The sequence below is a fragment of the Paraglaciecola marina genome, assembly GCF_004360155.1.
GTDB lineage: Bacteria > Pseudomonadota > Gammaproteobacteria > Enterobacterales > Alteromonadaceae > Paraglaciecola > Paraglaciecola marina.
This window is the reverse complement of sequence record NZ_ML178721.1, coordinates 121,667-138,652: the sequence shown is the minus strand read 5'-3', so window position 1 is coordinate 138,652 and position 16,986 is coordinate 121,667. Positions and strand designations below refer to the sequence as shown.

At 39.3% G+C, this 16,986-nt stretch carries 14 protein-coding genes; 5 read left to right on the top strand and 9 right to left on the bottom strand.

What is annotated here, in order from left to right; translation table 11 throughout:
• Positions 1-11 precede the first annotated feature (11 nt).
• Positions 12-1,187 carry an MFS transporter gene (locus EOK74_RS02610; protein WP_239023984.1) on the bottom strand — a complete coding sequence of 392 codons (1,176 nt, stop codon included), beginning with the start codon at positions 1,185-1,187 and terminating at the stop codon, positions 12-14.
• A 107-nt stretch (positions 1,188-1,294) separates the two neighbouring features.
• Here EOK74_RS02610 and EOK74_RS02605 point away from each other — a divergent pair, with 107 nt between their 5' ends.
• Positions 1,295-2,206, top strand: a complete 912-nt coding sequence (locus EOK74_RS02605) for a LysR family transcriptional regulator (RefSeq protein WP_133468351.1) — start codon at positions 1,295-1,297, stop codon at positions 2,204-2,206.
• A gap of 27 nt (positions 2,207-2,233) precedes the next feature.
• Here EOK74_RS02605 and EOK74_RS02600 read toward each other — a convergent pair whose 3' ends face one another.
• The 7 genes from EOK74_RS02600 to tkt all read right to left on the bottom strand — a co-directional run bounded on the left by EOK74_RS02600 (position 2,234) and on the right by tkt (position 10,348).
• Positions 2,234-2,911 carry a response regulator gene (locus EOK74_RS02600; RefSeq protein ID WP_133468350.1) on the bottom strand — a complete coding sequence of 226 codons (678 nt, stop codon included), beginning with the start codon at positions 2,909-2,911 and terminating at the stop codon, positions 2,234-2,236.
• 7 nt (positions 2,912-2,918) lie between these two features.
• Positions 2,919-4,391 (bottom strand): ATP-binding protein, encoded by a 1,473-nt coding sequence (locus EOK74_RS02595; protein ID WP_133468349.1) that lies wholly within the window; start codon positions 4,389-4,391, stop codon positions 2,919-2,921.
• A 174-nt stretch (positions 4,392-4,565) separates the two neighbouring features.
• Positions 4,566-4,904, bottom strand: a complete 339-nt coding sequence (locus EOK74_RS02590) for a hypothetical protein (RefSeq protein ID WP_133468348.1) — start codon at positions 4,902-4,904, stop codon at positions 4,566-4,568.
• A gap of 114 nt (positions 4,905-5,018) precedes the next feature.
• Positions 5,019-5,918, bottom strand: a complete 900-nt coding sequence (locus EOK74_RS02585) for a fructose bisphosphate aldolase (RefSeq protein ID WP_133468347.1) — start codon at positions 5,916-5,918, stop codon at positions 5,019-5,021.
• 129 nt (positions 5,919-6,047) lie between these two features.
• Complete coding sequence (locus EOK74_RS02580) at positions 6,048-7,208, bottom strand: phosphoglycerate kinase (protein WP_133468346.1); 1,161 nt, start codon at positions 7,206-7,208, stop codon at positions 6,048-6,050.
• Positions 7,209-7,253: 45 nt separating this feature from the next.
• Positions 7,254-8,264, bottom strand: coding sequence for an erythrose-4-phosphate dehydrogenase (epd, locus tag EOK74_RS02575; protein ID WP_133468345.1), 1,011 nt, complete (start codon positions 8,262-8,264; stop codon positions 7,254-7,256).
• A gap of 92 nt (positions 8,265-8,356) precedes the next feature.
• Complete coding sequence (tkt, locus tag EOK74_RS02570) at positions 8,357-10,348, bottom strand: transketolase (RefSeq protein ID WP_133468344.1); 1,992 nt, start codon at positions 10,346-10,348, stop codon at positions 8,357-8,359.
• Between the two features lie 272 nt (positions 10,349-10,620).
• On the opposite strand from tkt, the gene metK reads away from it, so the two are divergent.
• The 3 genes from metK to EOK74_RS02555 all read left to right on the top strand — a co-directional run bounded on the left by metK (position 10,621) and on the right by EOK74_RS02555 (position 14,787).
• Positions 10,621-11,766, top strand: a complete 1,146-nt coding sequence (gene metK / locus EOK74_RS02565; protein ID WP_133468343.1) for a methionine adenosyltransferase — start codon at positions 10,621-10,623, stop codon at positions 11,764-11,766.
• Between the two features lie 152 nt (positions 11,767-11,918).
• Positions 11,919-13,832, top strand: coding sequence for an outer membrane protein assembly factor BamB (locus EOK74_RS02560; RefSeq protein ID WP_133468342.1), 1,914 nt, complete (start codon positions 11,919-11,921; stop codon positions 13,830-13,832).
• 190 nt (positions 13,833-14,022) lie between these two features.
• Positions 14,023-14,787, top strand: a complete 765-nt coding sequence (locus EOK74_RS02555) for a M48 family metallopeptidase (RefSeq protein WP_205964481.1) — start codon at positions 14,023-14,025, stop codon at positions 14,785-14,787.
• Between the two features lie 66 nt (positions 14,788-14,853).
• On the opposite strand, the gene EOK74_RS02550 is transcribed toward EOK74_RS02555, so the two are convergent.
• Entirely contained in the window at positions 14,854-15,678 is an 825-nt protein-coding gene (locus tag EOK74_RS02550) for a mechanosensitive ion channel family protein (protein ID WP_133468341.1), read from the bottom strand.
• Positions 15,679-16,244: 566 nt separating this feature from the next.
• Between EOK74_RS02550 and EOK74_RS02545 the strand changes: the two genes are divergently transcribed.
• Positions 16,245-16,973 carry a 16S rRNA (uracil(1498)-N(3))-methyltransferase gene (locus EOK74_RS02545; RefSeq protein ID WP_133468340.1) on the top strand — a complete coding sequence of 243 codons (729 nt, stop codon included), beginning with the start codon at positions 16,245-16,247 and terminating at the stop codon, positions 16,971-16,973.
• Positions 16,974-16,986: the final 13 nt, after the last annotated feature.

The following is a 16,986-nucleotide window of genomic DNA, read 5'->3' as shown; positions in this document are numbered from 1 at the left end:
ATGTAAGGGTTTTAAGCCTGTTGAGCACGGCAATTTAATATGGCACTCAGACTAATAAACACCAATGACACAGCAATCACGCCATGCCACTGAAACAATGCAAACGCTTTTATTCCTGCGATTGAACCAAGCGCTCCGCCAATGTAATAACCCAACATGTAAATACCATTGATCCTACTTTGCGCCGTTTCATCAACACTAAAGACGCGAACTTGGTTAGAGACTTGGGCACTAAACACACCAAAATCGATAAGAATAACTCCTATGATCAGAGCCATTAAATTGTCAGCAAATATACCCGTCACAATAAAACCTATGGCAATTAATAACAGGGATAACATAATCAGAGTTTTAGAACCTAAAACATCAACCCACCTACCTGATACTTTTGCGCCAATTACGCCTGCCAATGCAATTACGCCAAAAAGGCCAGCTTGTTGTGCGTTGTAATTAAAAGGGCCATTACTTACGTAGATTGCAAGAGTTGCCCAAAGTACGTTAAAAGCGGCAAACCAGAATGCCCCCGCTAAGGTAAAGTGTTGTAATGCTTTATGCCGTTTAAAAAGGCTTAATGTACTTCGCAATAAGGGCCAATAACGCAAATTACTTTGAGGTTTGTTTACAGGTAAAAATACATACAACAACAGACCAAATAAGGCTGCAACTATCCCTGACATAATATAAACACCCCGCCAGCCAAAATGCTCACCAACAAATCCGCTGGCAGTCCTCGACAATAATATGCCTAAAGTAAGGCCCATCATTAAGGTACCTAAGGTAGCTGCCTTTTTTTGGGGCTTAACCATTGAAGCCGCAAAAGGAATGAGCTGCTGTGTAATATTGGCACTTAGTCCAATAAAAAACATGGCAGTGACTATAACAACAAAACTTGGTGTAAAAGCCGCCAGAAAACTTGATGCAACTAACACTAAAGACAATACCGCTATAACCCGTCTTCTTGCTATAGCGTCACCTAACGGCGAGATGAACAGTAATGCAAGGGCATAACCGAACTGATTTAAAGCTGGGATACTCCCAAGCTCAGATACACCTAGGTCAAACTCTTTGGCTATCAATGGCAAAATAGGTTGCACGTAATAAAGGTTAGCAGCTGTTACCGCTATAGCCGTTGTCATTAAGAGCAACAGAAAGTGGCTTAAATTATTATCCGATGATTGAGTCTTCACAAAACTCTCTTGTTAATTAAGTTGTGTAAAGAATACTGATTATGAAATTATAATAAAAATGCTATTATTTTATAGAATCTATACAAAAATTGCATCAATGGTGAATTTTGGATATTAAAATACTAATGAGCTTTATTGCTGTGGCAAAACATAAAAGCTTTTCAGAAGCGGCACGTGAATTACATACGGTTCAACCTGCTATAAGCCGACATATATCAGCATTAGAAAATGAGCTAAGTGTTAGCTTGTTTAAGCGAAATTCTAGAGACGTGGCTATCACAGCTGCCGGACAGCAATTATTAAAAGACGCTCAGGAAATCATCGCCTTAACACAGCAAGCTAAAATACAAGTTCAGCGTACCCATAATGGTCAACTAGGTACCCTTAGAATCGCCCATTTAAGCTCTGCCTGTTTAACCTTTATAGCCTCATTAGTGCGTAAATACAGATTACACTACCCACATGTTCATGTAGTTATATATGAAATGACAGCAACTGAACAAATAGAAGCATTTAAAAACAAACGGATTGATATAGGATTTTCAAGACCGCTACCAAGCATAATAAAAGATGAGTTTACTAGTCATACTATCTACACAGATAAACTGGTGGCAATCGTTAATGATACCCATGTATTAGCTACTCGCGAGATTATCGACTTGTCGGAATTGGCCAACGAGCATTTTATTATATTTAACCGAGACGAAGCGCTAAGCTTGTTTGATGAGACTACTTCGATTTGTAAATCAGCTGGATTTTCGCCTAATATCGTTAGTCAACCTAAACATATGCAAACCCTAGTAACCGAAGTAGCAGCAGGATTAGGGGTCGCCATTGCCCCAAATTGTGTTAGTAAACTTTACAGTTCAGCTTGCCACTTTTTACAGTTGGCGTCGGTAACCTCTGACATTCCTGTTGAGCTGCATTATAAAAATAGCAGCGCTACCGTGGATGCATTTTTAGAGATAACACTAAAAGCAATTCCAGAAATCAGACAAAGTATGGGGGAATTGATCTAGAGATTAGTTATGCACTTTAACTTTAAATTACACTGCATCCACATCTAACTTGTACCCCACCCCATAGACAGATTGGATCCAATCTTGATTCCCAATTACTGCTATTTTCTTTCTAAGCTTTTTAATATGGCTATCTATGGTTCTATCGCTCACAATTCGATGGTCGCTATAACACGTAGTCATAAGTTGCTCTCGAGAAAATATTCTACCGGGCTCTGAGCTTAGCAATACCATCATTTCAAACTCAACCGCAGTTAAAGCGATGGATTGTTGACCAATAGACATAACTAAACGGTGAGTATCAAGCTCAAATGGGAGTAAACTTTTAGTTTGTGGATTAGCACGCCTTAAGACAGCTTTGACTCTAGCAACTACTTCTTTGGGGCTAAATGGTTTACATATATAATCGTCTGCACCAATCTCTAGCCCTATTAAACGGTCAACTTCTTCAACTTTAGCCGTAACCATTAGAATAGGGACTTGGCTTGTTGTACGAATTGACTTACAAATATCTAGGCCACTTTTACCTGGCAACATCAGATCTAATAAAATCACATCGGCTTTATTTTCATCTAACCATGGCTCAACAGAAGGCCCGTCATGTAAACAACTGGTTTCAAAATTCGATAAATTTAAATAATCAGCTAAAAGTGAGGCTAACTTTTTCTCATCTTCGACAATAAGAACATGAGGTTGTTTTTCCATATCTATTTTACTCCAAGGGTAAGATAATTTTAATGCCTAAACCGCCAACTTCTGAAGAGAAAGCTGTAATTCTTCCATGATGAGCTTCGACAATTTTTTTACATATCGATAACCCTAAACCACTACCACCCGTCTTTCTATTCCTAGAGTTTTCAACTCTAAATAAATGCTCGAATAGTTGTGGAAGATCATGCTCATCCACACCTTGTCCATTATCTTCAAAAAATATTTGTGCTTCTTTTGAATCACCATTTTCTACACGCTTCATAGTAATTTTAAGTAAATCACCGTCGACAGCATATTTGGCCACATTACTTAACAAGTTACTAAAAAGTTGCTTCAATCGAGTAACATCAGCGTAAACAGGGACACTTGCATGTTGTGGTATTAACTCAACCTTAATACCCTTGTCAGACAACACAGTTTCAAATTGATTCGACACTTCTTCAATTATAGGTAGTAACTCAACCCAACTCTTGCGATAGTGCATCGTTCCTAAGTCACTTCGTGTCAATTCATGTAGGTCATTTAGCAATTGTTCTAATTGGTTTATTTCTTCAAGTGAAGATTGAATCCTCTCCATAGACAAAGGCCTAACACCATCAATCATAGACTCCATTTCACCTTTTAGAACCGCGACTGGTGTACGTAATTCATGGGAAATATCGGCTAACCAACGTTTACGAGCCTCCTCATTTTGCTCTAAAGTGACAGCCAACTCATTAAAATCTCGGGTAAGTTGAGCAAACTCATCTTTACGTTTTAAATTTATACGTTGCTCATATTGTCCTGAGGTAAGTTTACTCATAGACGTGGTGAGGATCTTGATTGGATCAACAAAATGTTTAGCTAGAGGCAGAGCCACTAATATTGCGATAATTATTAAGCCCAGCGCTATAAGTAATACATACATCTGCTGCTGTTCTACAAAACTCAGCTCATAGCCAGCAGTCAACTCGTTATGTCTCGATACAGCTAAATATCCAACCACTTTATCGTTTACAACAATATCAAGATATCCAAATTTAGACTGCTTACGATATATGCCCGCTACTAATTTTTTGTTTGGATCAAGTACAGCGTAAGTAACTGCATGGGGCGGTGGCCTGTCAAAATCAAATCTCTCAGAAAAAGAGTTTTGCCGATTCCCACCATGCCTCATACCAGGAGGCCTCCTTTCACCAAAGCCAGGTCTGTCGCCCCTTGGTGGAACAAAAATAGCAGAGTCATCACTATGAATATGCTTATCTACAAGGTTTTTAAAATAAAAATGATCACTTTTTAATGATTCCCAAGTACCTTTTTCTTGATATAACTCTTGAAGTGATATAACTAAACTATCAAGTGCATCTAACTCTTTCTTATTAACGTAGTCAATCATACCTTTGCCAATACTCCATTGCATAACGAGTACTTGAGCAGTGACCAAGACAACACTTGTCACAAAAAATATTGCAAACAGCTTATTTTGGATACGCATAAAACTACGCCAACTCCATTTGATAAATTAAAAATAGTAAATTAACGAAACAGACTATCCCTTAGGTCTATTGAAGTCACCTTCAGAGCGTTCAATCCTTATTATTTGCACAATAATTTTAACTTGGGAGGGTTACTAGAATATATCAGCTTAAAACCATGAGAACAAAAGCCCTCACCTGCCATGGAACTCATCGATAAGAATAGAGAGCTTGTCTTGTAGATGTTCTTCAAAGTCATCCAGTTCTTTACCAAAAACATGTAAATATTTTTCAGCTTTATCATGGTCCAATAGCTTGTTATTGGTTTTGTATTCGGTCTCAGGTAAAGATTTGTCGTAACGTGGGGTGATCACCCAACGAACGAAATCAGAGTCCAATCCAGCGACTTCCTTTTTCGCAAACTTACAAAATTTTTCTATATGGTCTGCACCATCAGGACCTAAACATCCCGGCTCAACTCGAAAAGTAACAGTAAGCTTTTTATACAGAGGTAGAGGTAGTTCTAGAGTCATATGATTTGATCCTTTAATTACTCAAAAACTTATCAAATTACTGCGTACATAGCTACAAAAAAGGTCGGGATAAGCCCGACCTTTTGTTAGTTTTAATTACAATATAAAAGTATATTAGCTTTTAGAAGCTTGATAAATACTCTCAATAGAGGCATCCATAGTTGCGTCAAAGTCTGCATCAGTTTGCTTCGCACTTAAGCCTTCAGATAACGCGCGAGAAAAACTAGCGATCATTCCAATATTATTGGTCAACTTACTATTTGCTTCTTCTCTAGAGTAACCACCTGACAATGCAACTACTTTAAGCACTTTAGGGTGCTTAACAAGTTCTTCATAAAAATTATCTTCTTCAGGTAAAGTTAACTTCAACATTACTTTTTGATCGGCATCTAACTTATCTAAATGAGTTAAAATAGAAGCCTTCAACATTGCTTCTGCTTCAGATTTTTCAGGGCTGTGAATATCTACTTCTGGCTCAATAATCGGCATAAGGCCAGCCGCTAATATTTGCTTAGCAACTTCAAATTGCTGTGCAATAACCGCTTCGACACCTGCTTCGTTAGCTAATTTAACAACTGAACGCATTTTAGTACCAAATACGTTTTGAGCATTTGCCTTAGCTAATAAAGCATCCAAATCAGGCATAGCTTTTAAAAGTTGCGCGCCATTCACTTCTGCTTCTAATCCTTTATCCACTTTCAAGAAAGGGACAACTTTTTTGACATTCCATAAGTAACTAGCAGTACTTTGACCTTCAATGTCTCTATCAAGCGTATTTTCAAACAAAATAGCACCTAATACTCTGTCTCCATTGAAAACACTTGATGTAATAATTCTAGTGCGCATTTCGTGCACCTTAGTAAACATCTCTTCATCACCTTCATATTCTGATGCTTCGACACCATATATAGCCAAGGCTTTTGGGGTACTACCACCACTTTGATCCAGAGCTGCAATAAATCCAGTCTGTGCGTCAATTTTTGCAAGCATGTCTAATTGAACTTGTGATGCCATTTGCGTCACTCCTTTACGTACTGTTGACCAACAAAAAGTCGGTATGTAGGGTTTATATTATTGGGCGTACTTGCCCTAAAATTGAAAGTTTTATAACTTCTCTAATTTTTCTTTATTTAAGAACCTCTATTAAGAGGCTCTTGATTCTAACATAGCTACGGCTGGTAATACTTTACCTTCAACAAACTCTAGGAAAGCACCACCACCAGTAGAAATATACGATATTTTGTCGCTCAAATCCCATTTATCTATTGCAGCAAGAGTATCTCCGCCACCAGCAATAGAAAATGCACTACTATCTGCTATGGCTCTAGCAACGACTTCTGTGCCTTTAGAGAAATTATCAAATTCAAACACACCACAAGGGCCATTCCATAATATGGTTTTTGCATTAGCTAATACAGCCGCAACATTAGCGGCTGTTTGCGGTCCATAATCCATGATCTCTTCATCATCTTGAACCTCATCAACGGCTTTCACTACTGCAGGCTCAGTATCAGAGAAGTTTTTACCTACTCGTACATCTACAGTCTCTGGAATATCTAAAGAGTCCATCAAGCGTTTTGCTTCTGGAATTAGGTCTTTCTCATATAATGACATACCTACATTGTTACCTCTAGCTGCAACAAAAGTATTTGAAATTCCGCCACCAACAACAAGTTGATCTGCTATTTTAGAAAGCGCATCTAACACAGTCAATTTTGTAGAAACTTTTGAACCACCTACTATGGCAACCAAAGGCCTAGCTGGGTTATTTAAGGCTTTTCCTAATGCCGTTAACTCGCCATCGAGCAATGGTCCAGCACATGCTACAGGCGCGTACAATCCTACACCATGGGTAGAAGCTTGGGCTCGGTGAGCGGTTCCAAATGCATCCATCACATATACATCACAAAGTGCCGCATATTGTTTTGCTAAGGCCTCATCGTCTTTCTTTTCACCTAGATTAAAACGCACATTTTCTAAAACAACCACTTCACCTGCATCAAGCTCTACCCCGTTTAGATAATCTTTTTGCAATCTCACGTTTAGATCTGTCTTGGCTTTTAAGTAATTAACAACAGGGAGTAAAGAAAACTCATCGGCGTATTCGCCTTCTGTTGGACGCCCTAAATGAGACATCACCATGACTTTTGCACCTGCGGCAACCGCAGCTTTTATCGTAGGTAAAGATGCACGGATACGTGCATCAGAGGTAATTACACCATCTTTGATGGGCACATTTAAATCTTGACGAATAAGAACTCTTTTACCAGCTAAATCTAGCTCAGACATTTTTAATATGGACATACTTTACCTTTACTTTACAAAATTGAATTAATCTACTGATAAACCCTAAGCTTTTTTGAACATAGCCTCTGCGGTGTCTATCATTCTATTCGCAAATCCCCACTCGTTATCACACCAAACTAGGGTTTTGACTAACTGTTTATGGCTGACTCTAGTCTGACTTCCATCTACTATACAAGAATGGGGGTCGTGATTGAAATCAACAGATACGAGTGGTTCCTCGGTATAATCTAAAATACCAGTTAACCAATCGCTTTTTGCTTCCTTTAAAGCGCGGTTGACATCTGTCACTGTCACACAGTTTTCAACCGTTACACTTAAATCCATTGCGGTTACGTTGATAGTAGGTACTCGCACCGCTATAGCTTCAAATTTCCCTGCAAACTTAGGCAAGATACGCTCAATACCCACTGCTAATTTAGTATCAACCGGAATAATAGACTGGCTTGCAGCGCGGGTCCGGCGTAAGTCAGAATGGTATGCGTCTATAACTTGTTGATCATGCATTGATGAATGAATGGTAGTGACTGTGCCACTTTGCACGCCAAAAGCATCATCTAATACTTTAATGACTGGAACGATACAATTAGTAGTACATGACCCACATGACACTATTATGTCCTCGTCGGTTAGCTCACCATCATTAATTCCAAATATTACCGTTGCATCCACGTCAGGACCACATGGCTGAGAAAAAAGGACTTTCCGAGCCCCCTGATTTATATGCGCCTGACCATCCGCTCGCTCACTATGGACTCCAGAGCACTCAAGTACTAAATCAACCCCTAATTGCTCCCAAGGTAAATCATTAATATCTTGATGCTGTAATAACTGAATCTCATCATTTGCCACACGTAAGGTATGGCTATCTAAACTCACATGAAAACCAAACCGACCATGAGATGTATCATATTTAAGTAAATGCGCAATACCTTCTGGTTCCGCTATTTCATTAATAGCTACCACCTGAATAGTTTGATTACGCTCTGTTTCATAGAGCGCCCGTAACACATTACGACCTATACGCCCGAAACCATTAATTGCTATACGTAACATAACACCCTTAAAAACATCATTTAAACTAACAACAAAGGCGCATAAATGCGCCTTAAAGTTTAAATACTTAGCATTTAAAACAAGCGTTTATATTAAAGCTCTTGCGCAGCTTTAACTACAGCGTCTGTTGTTATTCCAAATAGTTTTAATAATTCAGCGCCAGGTGCTGACTCACCGAAGGTTGACATACCTACAACAGCGCCATCAAAACCAACATATTTATGCCAGAAATCCACGTGAGCAGCTTCAACTGCAACGCGTTTAGTCACGGCACGAGGTAACACAGACTCTTTATACTCAGCATCTTGCTGGTCAAATACACTAGTTGACGGCATAGAAACTACACGTACAGTCTTACCTGCTGCAGTTAATTGCTCAGCAGCTTCAACAGTTATACCAACTTCAGAACCGGTAGCGATTAAAATAACTTCTGGGGTACCTTCACAATCTTTTAATACATAACCACCTTTAGCGATATTCGCTACTTGTGTTGCGTCACGGGATTGAGCTGGCAAACCTTGGCGGCTAAAGATTAAAGCTGAAGGACCATCTTTACGCTCAAGTGATGATTTCCAGGCAACGGCAGTTTCAGCTCCGTCACAAGGACGCCATGTATTTAAATTTGGCGTTAAACGTAAGTTGGCAACTTGTTCGATTGGTTGGTGAGTTGGTCCATCTTCCCCCTGACCAATTGAGTCATGGGTATACACGAAAATATTAGGAATTCCCATCAAAGATGCCATCCGTACCGCATTTCTGGCATATTCCATGAACATTAAGAATGTAGCACCAAACGGTCTGAAACCGCCATGTAAACCAATACCATTCATGATGCCTGTCATACCAAACTCTCGGACACCGTAGTACAAATAGTTACCGCTTGCATCGTCAGCTGAAATACCTTTGGTACCAGACCAAATTGTTAAGTTAGAACCTGCCAAATCAGCAGAACCACCTAACACTTCTGGTAATAATGTAGCAAACGCTTCGATTGAGTTTTGCGAGGCCTTTCGACTTGCAATATTTTCAGCTTTATCTTGAGAAGCTTGAATAAAAGCATCCGCTTTTTCAGCGAAATCTGCTGGTAAATCACCGGCTAAACGGCGAGTTAACTCTGCTGCCAATTCAGGGTGAGCGCTTTCATAGGCACTGAAGCTTTCGTTCCACGCTTGTTCTTTTTCTGCGCCAGAGGCTTTTGCATCCCAGCCTTCGTAAACATCTGCAGGAATTTCAAAAGGCGCATGGGGCCAATTTAAGAATTCACGAGCAGCTTTAATTTCATCATCACCTAGTGGTGCACCATGACAATCGTGACTACCTGATTTATTAGGTGAGCCAAAACCAATAATAGTTTTACAACAAATTAAGGTAGGTTTAGCTGTTTCTGCTTTTGCAGCATCAATTGCAGCGGCGATAGCTTCTGGATCATGACCATCAACATCTGCAATAACATGCCAGCCATATGCTTCAAAACGAGCTGGAGTATTATCGGTAAACCAACCTTCAACGTGTCCATCGATAGAGATGCCGTTATCATCCCAAAATGCTACTAGTTTACCTAAACCAAGGGTCCCAGCTAAAGAACAGGCTTCATGGGAAATACCTTCCATTAAACAGCCGTCTCCCAAGAAACAATAAGTAAAATGGTCAACGATATCGAAGTCCGGCTTATTAAATTGCGCAGCAAGGGTTTTCTCAGCAATCGCCATTCCTACCGCATTACTGATCCCTTGGCCAAGAGGGCCCGTAGTAGTCTCTACACCTGGAGCATAACCATACTCAGGGTGACCGGGAGTTTTAGAGTGTAATTGACGGAAATTTTTAAGCTCTTCTATAGGTAGCGCGTAGCCAGATAGGTGCAATAAAGAATAGATCAACATTGAACCATGACCATTTGATAAAACAAAACGGTCTCTATTTGCCCAATCTGGGTTACTAGGATTATGTTGTAAGTAATCCCCCCAAAGTACTTCTGCAATGTCGGCCATTCCTAGAGGTGCTCCAGGGTGACCCGAGTTGGCTTGTTGTACTGCATCCATACTTAATGCACGGATTGCATTGGCAAGATTTTGGCGTGATGACATATTGTCTCCTGACTGACGTAAATTAATGAGGAATAATTAGAAAAGCAAAACGTTACTCCATGATTGATAATCCATTTTGTATTAGGCTGCGACTAACTGCAACGGCAAATCACAGATGAATCCTGATTTGTATATGAAATTTATTTACACCTTAGCAGAATTAATTTCATAGACGTTTGGACGTCTAGATGTAAAGACTGGTATTTTTCAAATAAATTGTTAAACTAACTCTATTAATTAAAAGCTTAAGCTTTCAAGAACGAGGCAATTATATGACATCAAATCTTTTCACTTCAGAATCAGTATCTGAAGGCCATCCAGATAAAATTGCTGATCAGATATCCGATGCGGTACTTGATGCCATTTTAACGCAAGATCCCAAAGCGCGAGTTGCCTGCGAAACTTTCGTAAAGACAGGAATGGTTTTAGTGGGAGGAGAAGTTACAACTTCTGCTTGGGTAGACATAGAAGAAATTACCCGAAAAACAGTTAGAGAAATTGGCTATATACATTCAGACATGGGCTTTGATGCCGATTCGTGTGCCATTCTCAATGCCATAGGTAAACAATCACCAGACATAAACCAAGGGGTTGACCGTACCTCACCTGAAGAGCAAGGTGCGGGTGACCAAGGTCTAATGTTTGGCTATGCAAGCAACGAAACTGATGTACTTATGCCTGCACCCATTACCTACTCTCACCGTTTAGTTAAGCGCCAAGCAGAGGTACGTAAAAATGGTACGTTAAATTGGTTACGCCCGGATGCAAAAAGCCAAGTGACTTTTGTATATGAAGACAACCAGCCAGTAGGTATAGATGCAGTCGTGTTATCTACACAACATGACGAGAGCATAAGTACAGAAGATCTACGGGAAGCGGTTATGGAAGAGATTATTAAACCCGTTCTTCCAGAAAAGTGGCTGACTAAAGAGACCAAATTTTTCATTAACCCAACAGGTCGATTTGTTATTGGTGGTCCTATGGGTGACTGCGGCCTAACAGGTAGAAAAATTATTGTTGATACCTATGGCGGTATGGCACGACATGGTGGCGGAGCTTTTTCTGGTAAAGATCCATCAAAGGTGGATAGATCAGCTGCTTATGCGGGTCGCTATGTAGCAAAAAATATTGTTGCTGCTGGTTTAGCTGACAAATGTGAAATTCAAATATCTTATGCAATTGGTGTAGCAGAGCCCACATCAATTAATGTTGAGACATTTGGGACCGGCAAAGTTTCCGACGCTTTACTTGTTAAGCTGGTGCGTGAACATTTTGAATTAAGACCTTATGGCCTTATTCAGATGTTAGATTTAGAACGCCCTATTTACCAAGCGACTGCTGCGTATGGTCACTTTGGCCGAGATGAGTTTCCATGGGAACAAACAGATTTAGCTGAACAACTTAAAGCTAGCATCTAGCATGACATTTTTAAAAATATTCTAACTATATTAAGCTAGGTTCTGAACGATTAGAATAAAAGCATGTAGAATATAGGCAAGTGTATTTAGAAGATTACAGTTAACTTAGTTGATAGTTATAAAAAATTTTACGAAATTATAAGGAAAAATTAATGACGATTAAAAATATATGTAGGATTTTAGTTGTATTTTATATTGTATGCTCGTCAAGCGCCAAAGCGTCAGATGGAGACTTAAAATGGAGTTACCTAACTAACTCAAATATTGTAAGTTCCGCTGCAATCGATGAAGACGGCACTATATATATAGGCTCATATGATAATAACCTTTATGCTATTAATCCAGATGGTTCATTAAAATGGAGCTTTTCTGCTCTAAGCGGAGTCAGTAGTGCACCAATTATTGGTGAAGACGGAACGATTTATTTTGGTTCTCTTGATAGCAATATATACTCGCTTAACAATGATGGCACCTTAAATTGGAGTTATACCACTTCTGGTAGCATTAATAGTTGGGGTTCTATTGATAGTGACCAAACCATTTATATGGGCTCTGATGACGGAAGCGTTTACGCTCTAAACTCAGACGGTACATTAAAGTGGAGCTATGCCACTGGTGGTTTCGTGCGAAGTTCACCAACAGTGTCCTCTAGTGGAGATGTATATTTTGGTTCTTATGATAATAAATTTTATGCACTGAATACAGATGGAAGTTTCAAATGGAGTTACAACCTTGGGTCAAACATTCCAGGCTCTCCAGCTATTGGTGACGATGGAACTATTTATATTGGCTCATATGACGACAAATTGTTTGCGCTTCATCCTGACGGAACATTAAATTGGGCGTTTTCAACCGAAGGGGCAGTCCGAAGTTCTCCAGCGATTGCAAACGATGGGACCATCTATTTTGGTTCTTTTGACAAAAAATTATATGCTGTAACCCCAGAAGGCAATTTGAAATGGAGTTTCGAAACAGGCGGCGAAATCACAAGCTCTCCAGCGATAACTAGTGATGGTGTAGTTTATATTGGCTCTGCAGATAATAAATTATATGCAGTAAACGATGATGGCACTTTAAAATGGTCTTATTCAACAGAAGGGACAGTCGATAGCTCTGCCGCAGTTGGTGCAGATGGAACAATATATTTTGGCTCTTTCGATGGCTATATATATGCCATAGAAGGCAGTTATGCGTTAATGGATAGTGTGTGGCCAAGGTTTGGTCAAAATAGTAGAGGAACAAGCTTAACCGGTGATAACGATGCTCTGTCTAGTCAAATTCAGTTCAGTACAGCACAATATACAGTGTCGGAGACTGGCGGAGCGGTTGATGTAACAATCACCCGTACAAATGGCTCAGATGGTGAAGTGACAGTTGACTTAACCTCCGCAGACTCAACAGCAATGAGTGCATCAGATTACCAAGCACAAGACTCTACAATTACATTTGCAGACGGCGACTCTTCAATAACTGTATCGATTGTCATATTAGATGACATTTCGTTAGAAGGTGAAGAAGAGTTTAACATCACGTTATCTGAACTCAATGGCTCAGCGACATTTGGTACTCCAATAACGGCAACTATTACTATTGATGATATTGAAGATGCATCTCCAGGTAAATTAGACTTAGATAACTTAACTTACTCAATAGACGAAGATGCAGGTAGCTTAATTGTAACCGTAAATCGAACCGAAGGCGCATTTGGAGCTGCTAGCGTTGATTATTCGTTAAGCTCAGTTTCTGCAACGGTAGATAGTGATTATTCGAATGCACAAGGTACACTCGATTTTAGTGATGGAGAGAGTACACAAACTTTCTCTATTTCCATCATTGAAGATAGTAGTGCAGAGGACACAGAAACCTTTACTATAGGTTTAAGTAACCCTGTAGGGGCTTCTTTAGGTACTGATATTTTTGCCGAGGTATCTATAATTGATAACGATGAAATATCTTCTACATGTGAAAAATGTAAAAAATCAGGGGGCTCTATTACCTACTCTATATTACTATTATTATGTGGACTAGTTGTATTTAAAGGGTTTGTAAAAAACAAAACAACTTAAATACATATACTTAGCTGAAACTCTTTAGCTACTCAAGACTACAAAACACAAAGGGCGACTAAATAGAGATATTTTAGCGCCCTTTTTTTTATAAAAATTAGGCTCCAGTTGGTCTACCATTTTGTTATTTAGAAAACACAATTCATGGAGGTTTTCAGTGAAGTATTTATTTGTCTTTTTTTTATGTTTAATGAACTTATTATTTCTTGCATCATGCGCCAAATCCCCTACTGGTAGAAACCAATTAAAACTCTACTCCAACTCTCAATTAGCAGGGATGGGAGAGCAAGCCTTTGACAGTATGAAAGCAGAGCAGACTGTCTCAAGTAAGCCAATGTCTAATCTATATGTACAATGCATTGCTGACGCGATTACCCAGCATGTTCCAAAGTCTGTGTTTGCAGGGGAGTGGGAGCTAGTGGTATTTGATGACCCTCAAGTGAATGCATTCGCTCTGCCTGGTGGTAAAATAGGCGTATATACAGGCTTAATGGAAGTAGCAACAAACCAAGAGCAACTAGCGGCTGTCATAGGGCACGAAGTCGGTCATGTGATCGCTGAGCATGGTAATGAAAGAATGTCTAGCAATGCTCTTATAAATATTGGTATGGAAGTGACAAATCAACTTTTGCAAACTAACCAAATAGCCACTAGTAACCTAATCATGGCAGGTTTAGGCTTAGGAGTTCAAGTGGGTGTGCAGTTACCCTTTGGTCGCACTCACGAAACTGAAGCAGACCTAATTGGATTAGAACTTATGGCTAGAGGGGGTTTTGATCCCAGAGAATCTATGACACTTTGGGAAAATATGGCGAAAGCGAGTGGGGATAACAGACAACCAGAGCTATTGTCTACTCACCCATTACCTGCAACCCGTATCAGCAACCTTAGCAACAACATGGATAATGCAATGCTATTTTATAATGCCGCCACAATTAAACCTAATTGTAGTTAAAATAGTCAGGTAAAGCTTAGATACAAAAAAGCCGCTCAAACAGCGGCTTTTTAATTCAACTAAAAATTAGTCATCTTTGTGTACATGTACATCCATTTGAGGGAACGGGATAGAAATACCTTCCTCATCAAAACGTAATTTAACCGCTTCAGTAAAGTCAAACTTAACAGGCCAGAAGTCACCAGATGCAACCCAAGGACGAACCACAAAATTAACACTGCTATCAGCTAATTCTGCCACTGCAACTGTTGGTGCAGGATCTTTTAATATACGATCGTCAGCAGCAACCATTTCATTGAGAATAGCTTTAGCTTTCTTTAAATCGCTGTCGTAGCCGATCCCAACAACCATGTCTACTCGACGGGTTTCTTTCGCAGAGTAGTTAGTGATGTTACCACCATAGATTGAACCATTTGGAACGATAATTTCTTTGTTATCACCAGTAGTCATAACTGTAGTGAAGATACTGATACTTTTAACTACACCAACAGCACCACCCGCTTCAATAAAATCACCTGCTTTGAAAGGTCTGAAAACAAGCAGCATTACCCCTGCAGCAAAGTTCTGTAATGAACCTTGTAGAGAAAGACCGATAGCTAAACCCGCAGCACCTAAGATAGCCACTAATGAGGTTGTATCTACGCCTAATTGATCTAACGAGGCTACAATTACAAACAACATTAATATTGCTCTTAAGATGGCCTTAATAAAATCGATAAGCATGTCATCATATTTAGAGCGGGCCATAACTTTACCGAAAACGCCGATTAAAACGCCCACCACCATTTTACCTATGACATAGATAAGAAGCGCAAAAACAATATTAATACCCCATGGAATGATATACGTATCAACCATCTGGGAAATCTTTTCTGCATCAAAATCAAACATGTGTTTCTCCATTCTTTATAATAATCAGAGCTTGTTTAAAGCCAAGCTCAAAAACTGCCGCAAGGATAAATATTCAGCAATGTAAAAGCCAGAAAAATAGTGATTTATTATACTAATATACTAATTTTATAAGCATAGTTAGACAACCTAGTAAAATTTAAACACATTAAATTTCTCAAGATTGCCTTTAAAAGTTGAATAGTTTTTGAACACTCAAAAAAAATAATGTTATACTGCTGCCGCATTTTTATTATGCGCACTTAATATTTTTAAAGGAATTGAGAATGTTATTGATTTATATATTAGCTACATGTTTGATGTCACTTCTAGTTTTTTCACTCTCTAGGGATAAGGGTAAACACACTAAGTATGCCCGAAAAAACTCACCAGTGATAACCCCAAAAGAAGGACTAAAACAATCGTTCACTAGGCAATATGCGATTGAAATAAACTAAAGCGAACGACTAGGCAGGTTAAAAAACCTGTCTAGCTTCATATCTCTACTACTCTTTTTTGCTTTACGCTGCCACTACTTGATAACATTTATAAAAAATTGAGTGTTTCCCATGCGTATCATCAGAATTTATCATCCCCACCAGCTGTCAGTAGAAAGTCAAATTATACTCACTGACGATGCAACCAATCATGTCAGTAATGTACTTAGAGCCAGAGAAGGCCAAGCCGTAGTATTATTTAACGGTGATGGAAATGAATACAGTGCTCACCTTGCCCAAGTCAACAAACGCAAAGTTGTCGTCAATGTAGACTCAAAATTATCGCTCAGTATTGAATCCCCTTTAGATATTCATTTAGCCCAAGGGATATCTCGTGGTGACAGAATGGAATGGGTTATTCAAAAAGCTGTTGAGCTTGGCATAAAAGAAATTACTCCCCTTATAACTGAACGCTGCGGCGTTAAGCTCAATCAAGAACGTTGGGTCAAAAAACATGAGCAATGGCTCAAAGTAGTCATTGGCGCATGTGAACAAAGTGGCAGAAATGTACTTCCAAAACTTAACTCCCCTACTCTATTTTCTGATTGGGTTACTATGTCAACCAACCAATTAAGACTGACATTACACCCTAGAGCTGAGCAGGCTTTCAGACACATATCTATGCCACCTGCTGGGGTAAGGCTGCTAATAGGTCCAGAGGGTGGCTTTACTGACCAAGAAATATATCAAACGGAACAGAATGGATTTCAAACAGTCCAATTGGGTCCCAGAGTATTACGCACAGAAACCGCTGCTGTGGCATCAATTGCAGCGCTACAGGCAATTCATGGTGACTTATAAAAAGTTATAAAAA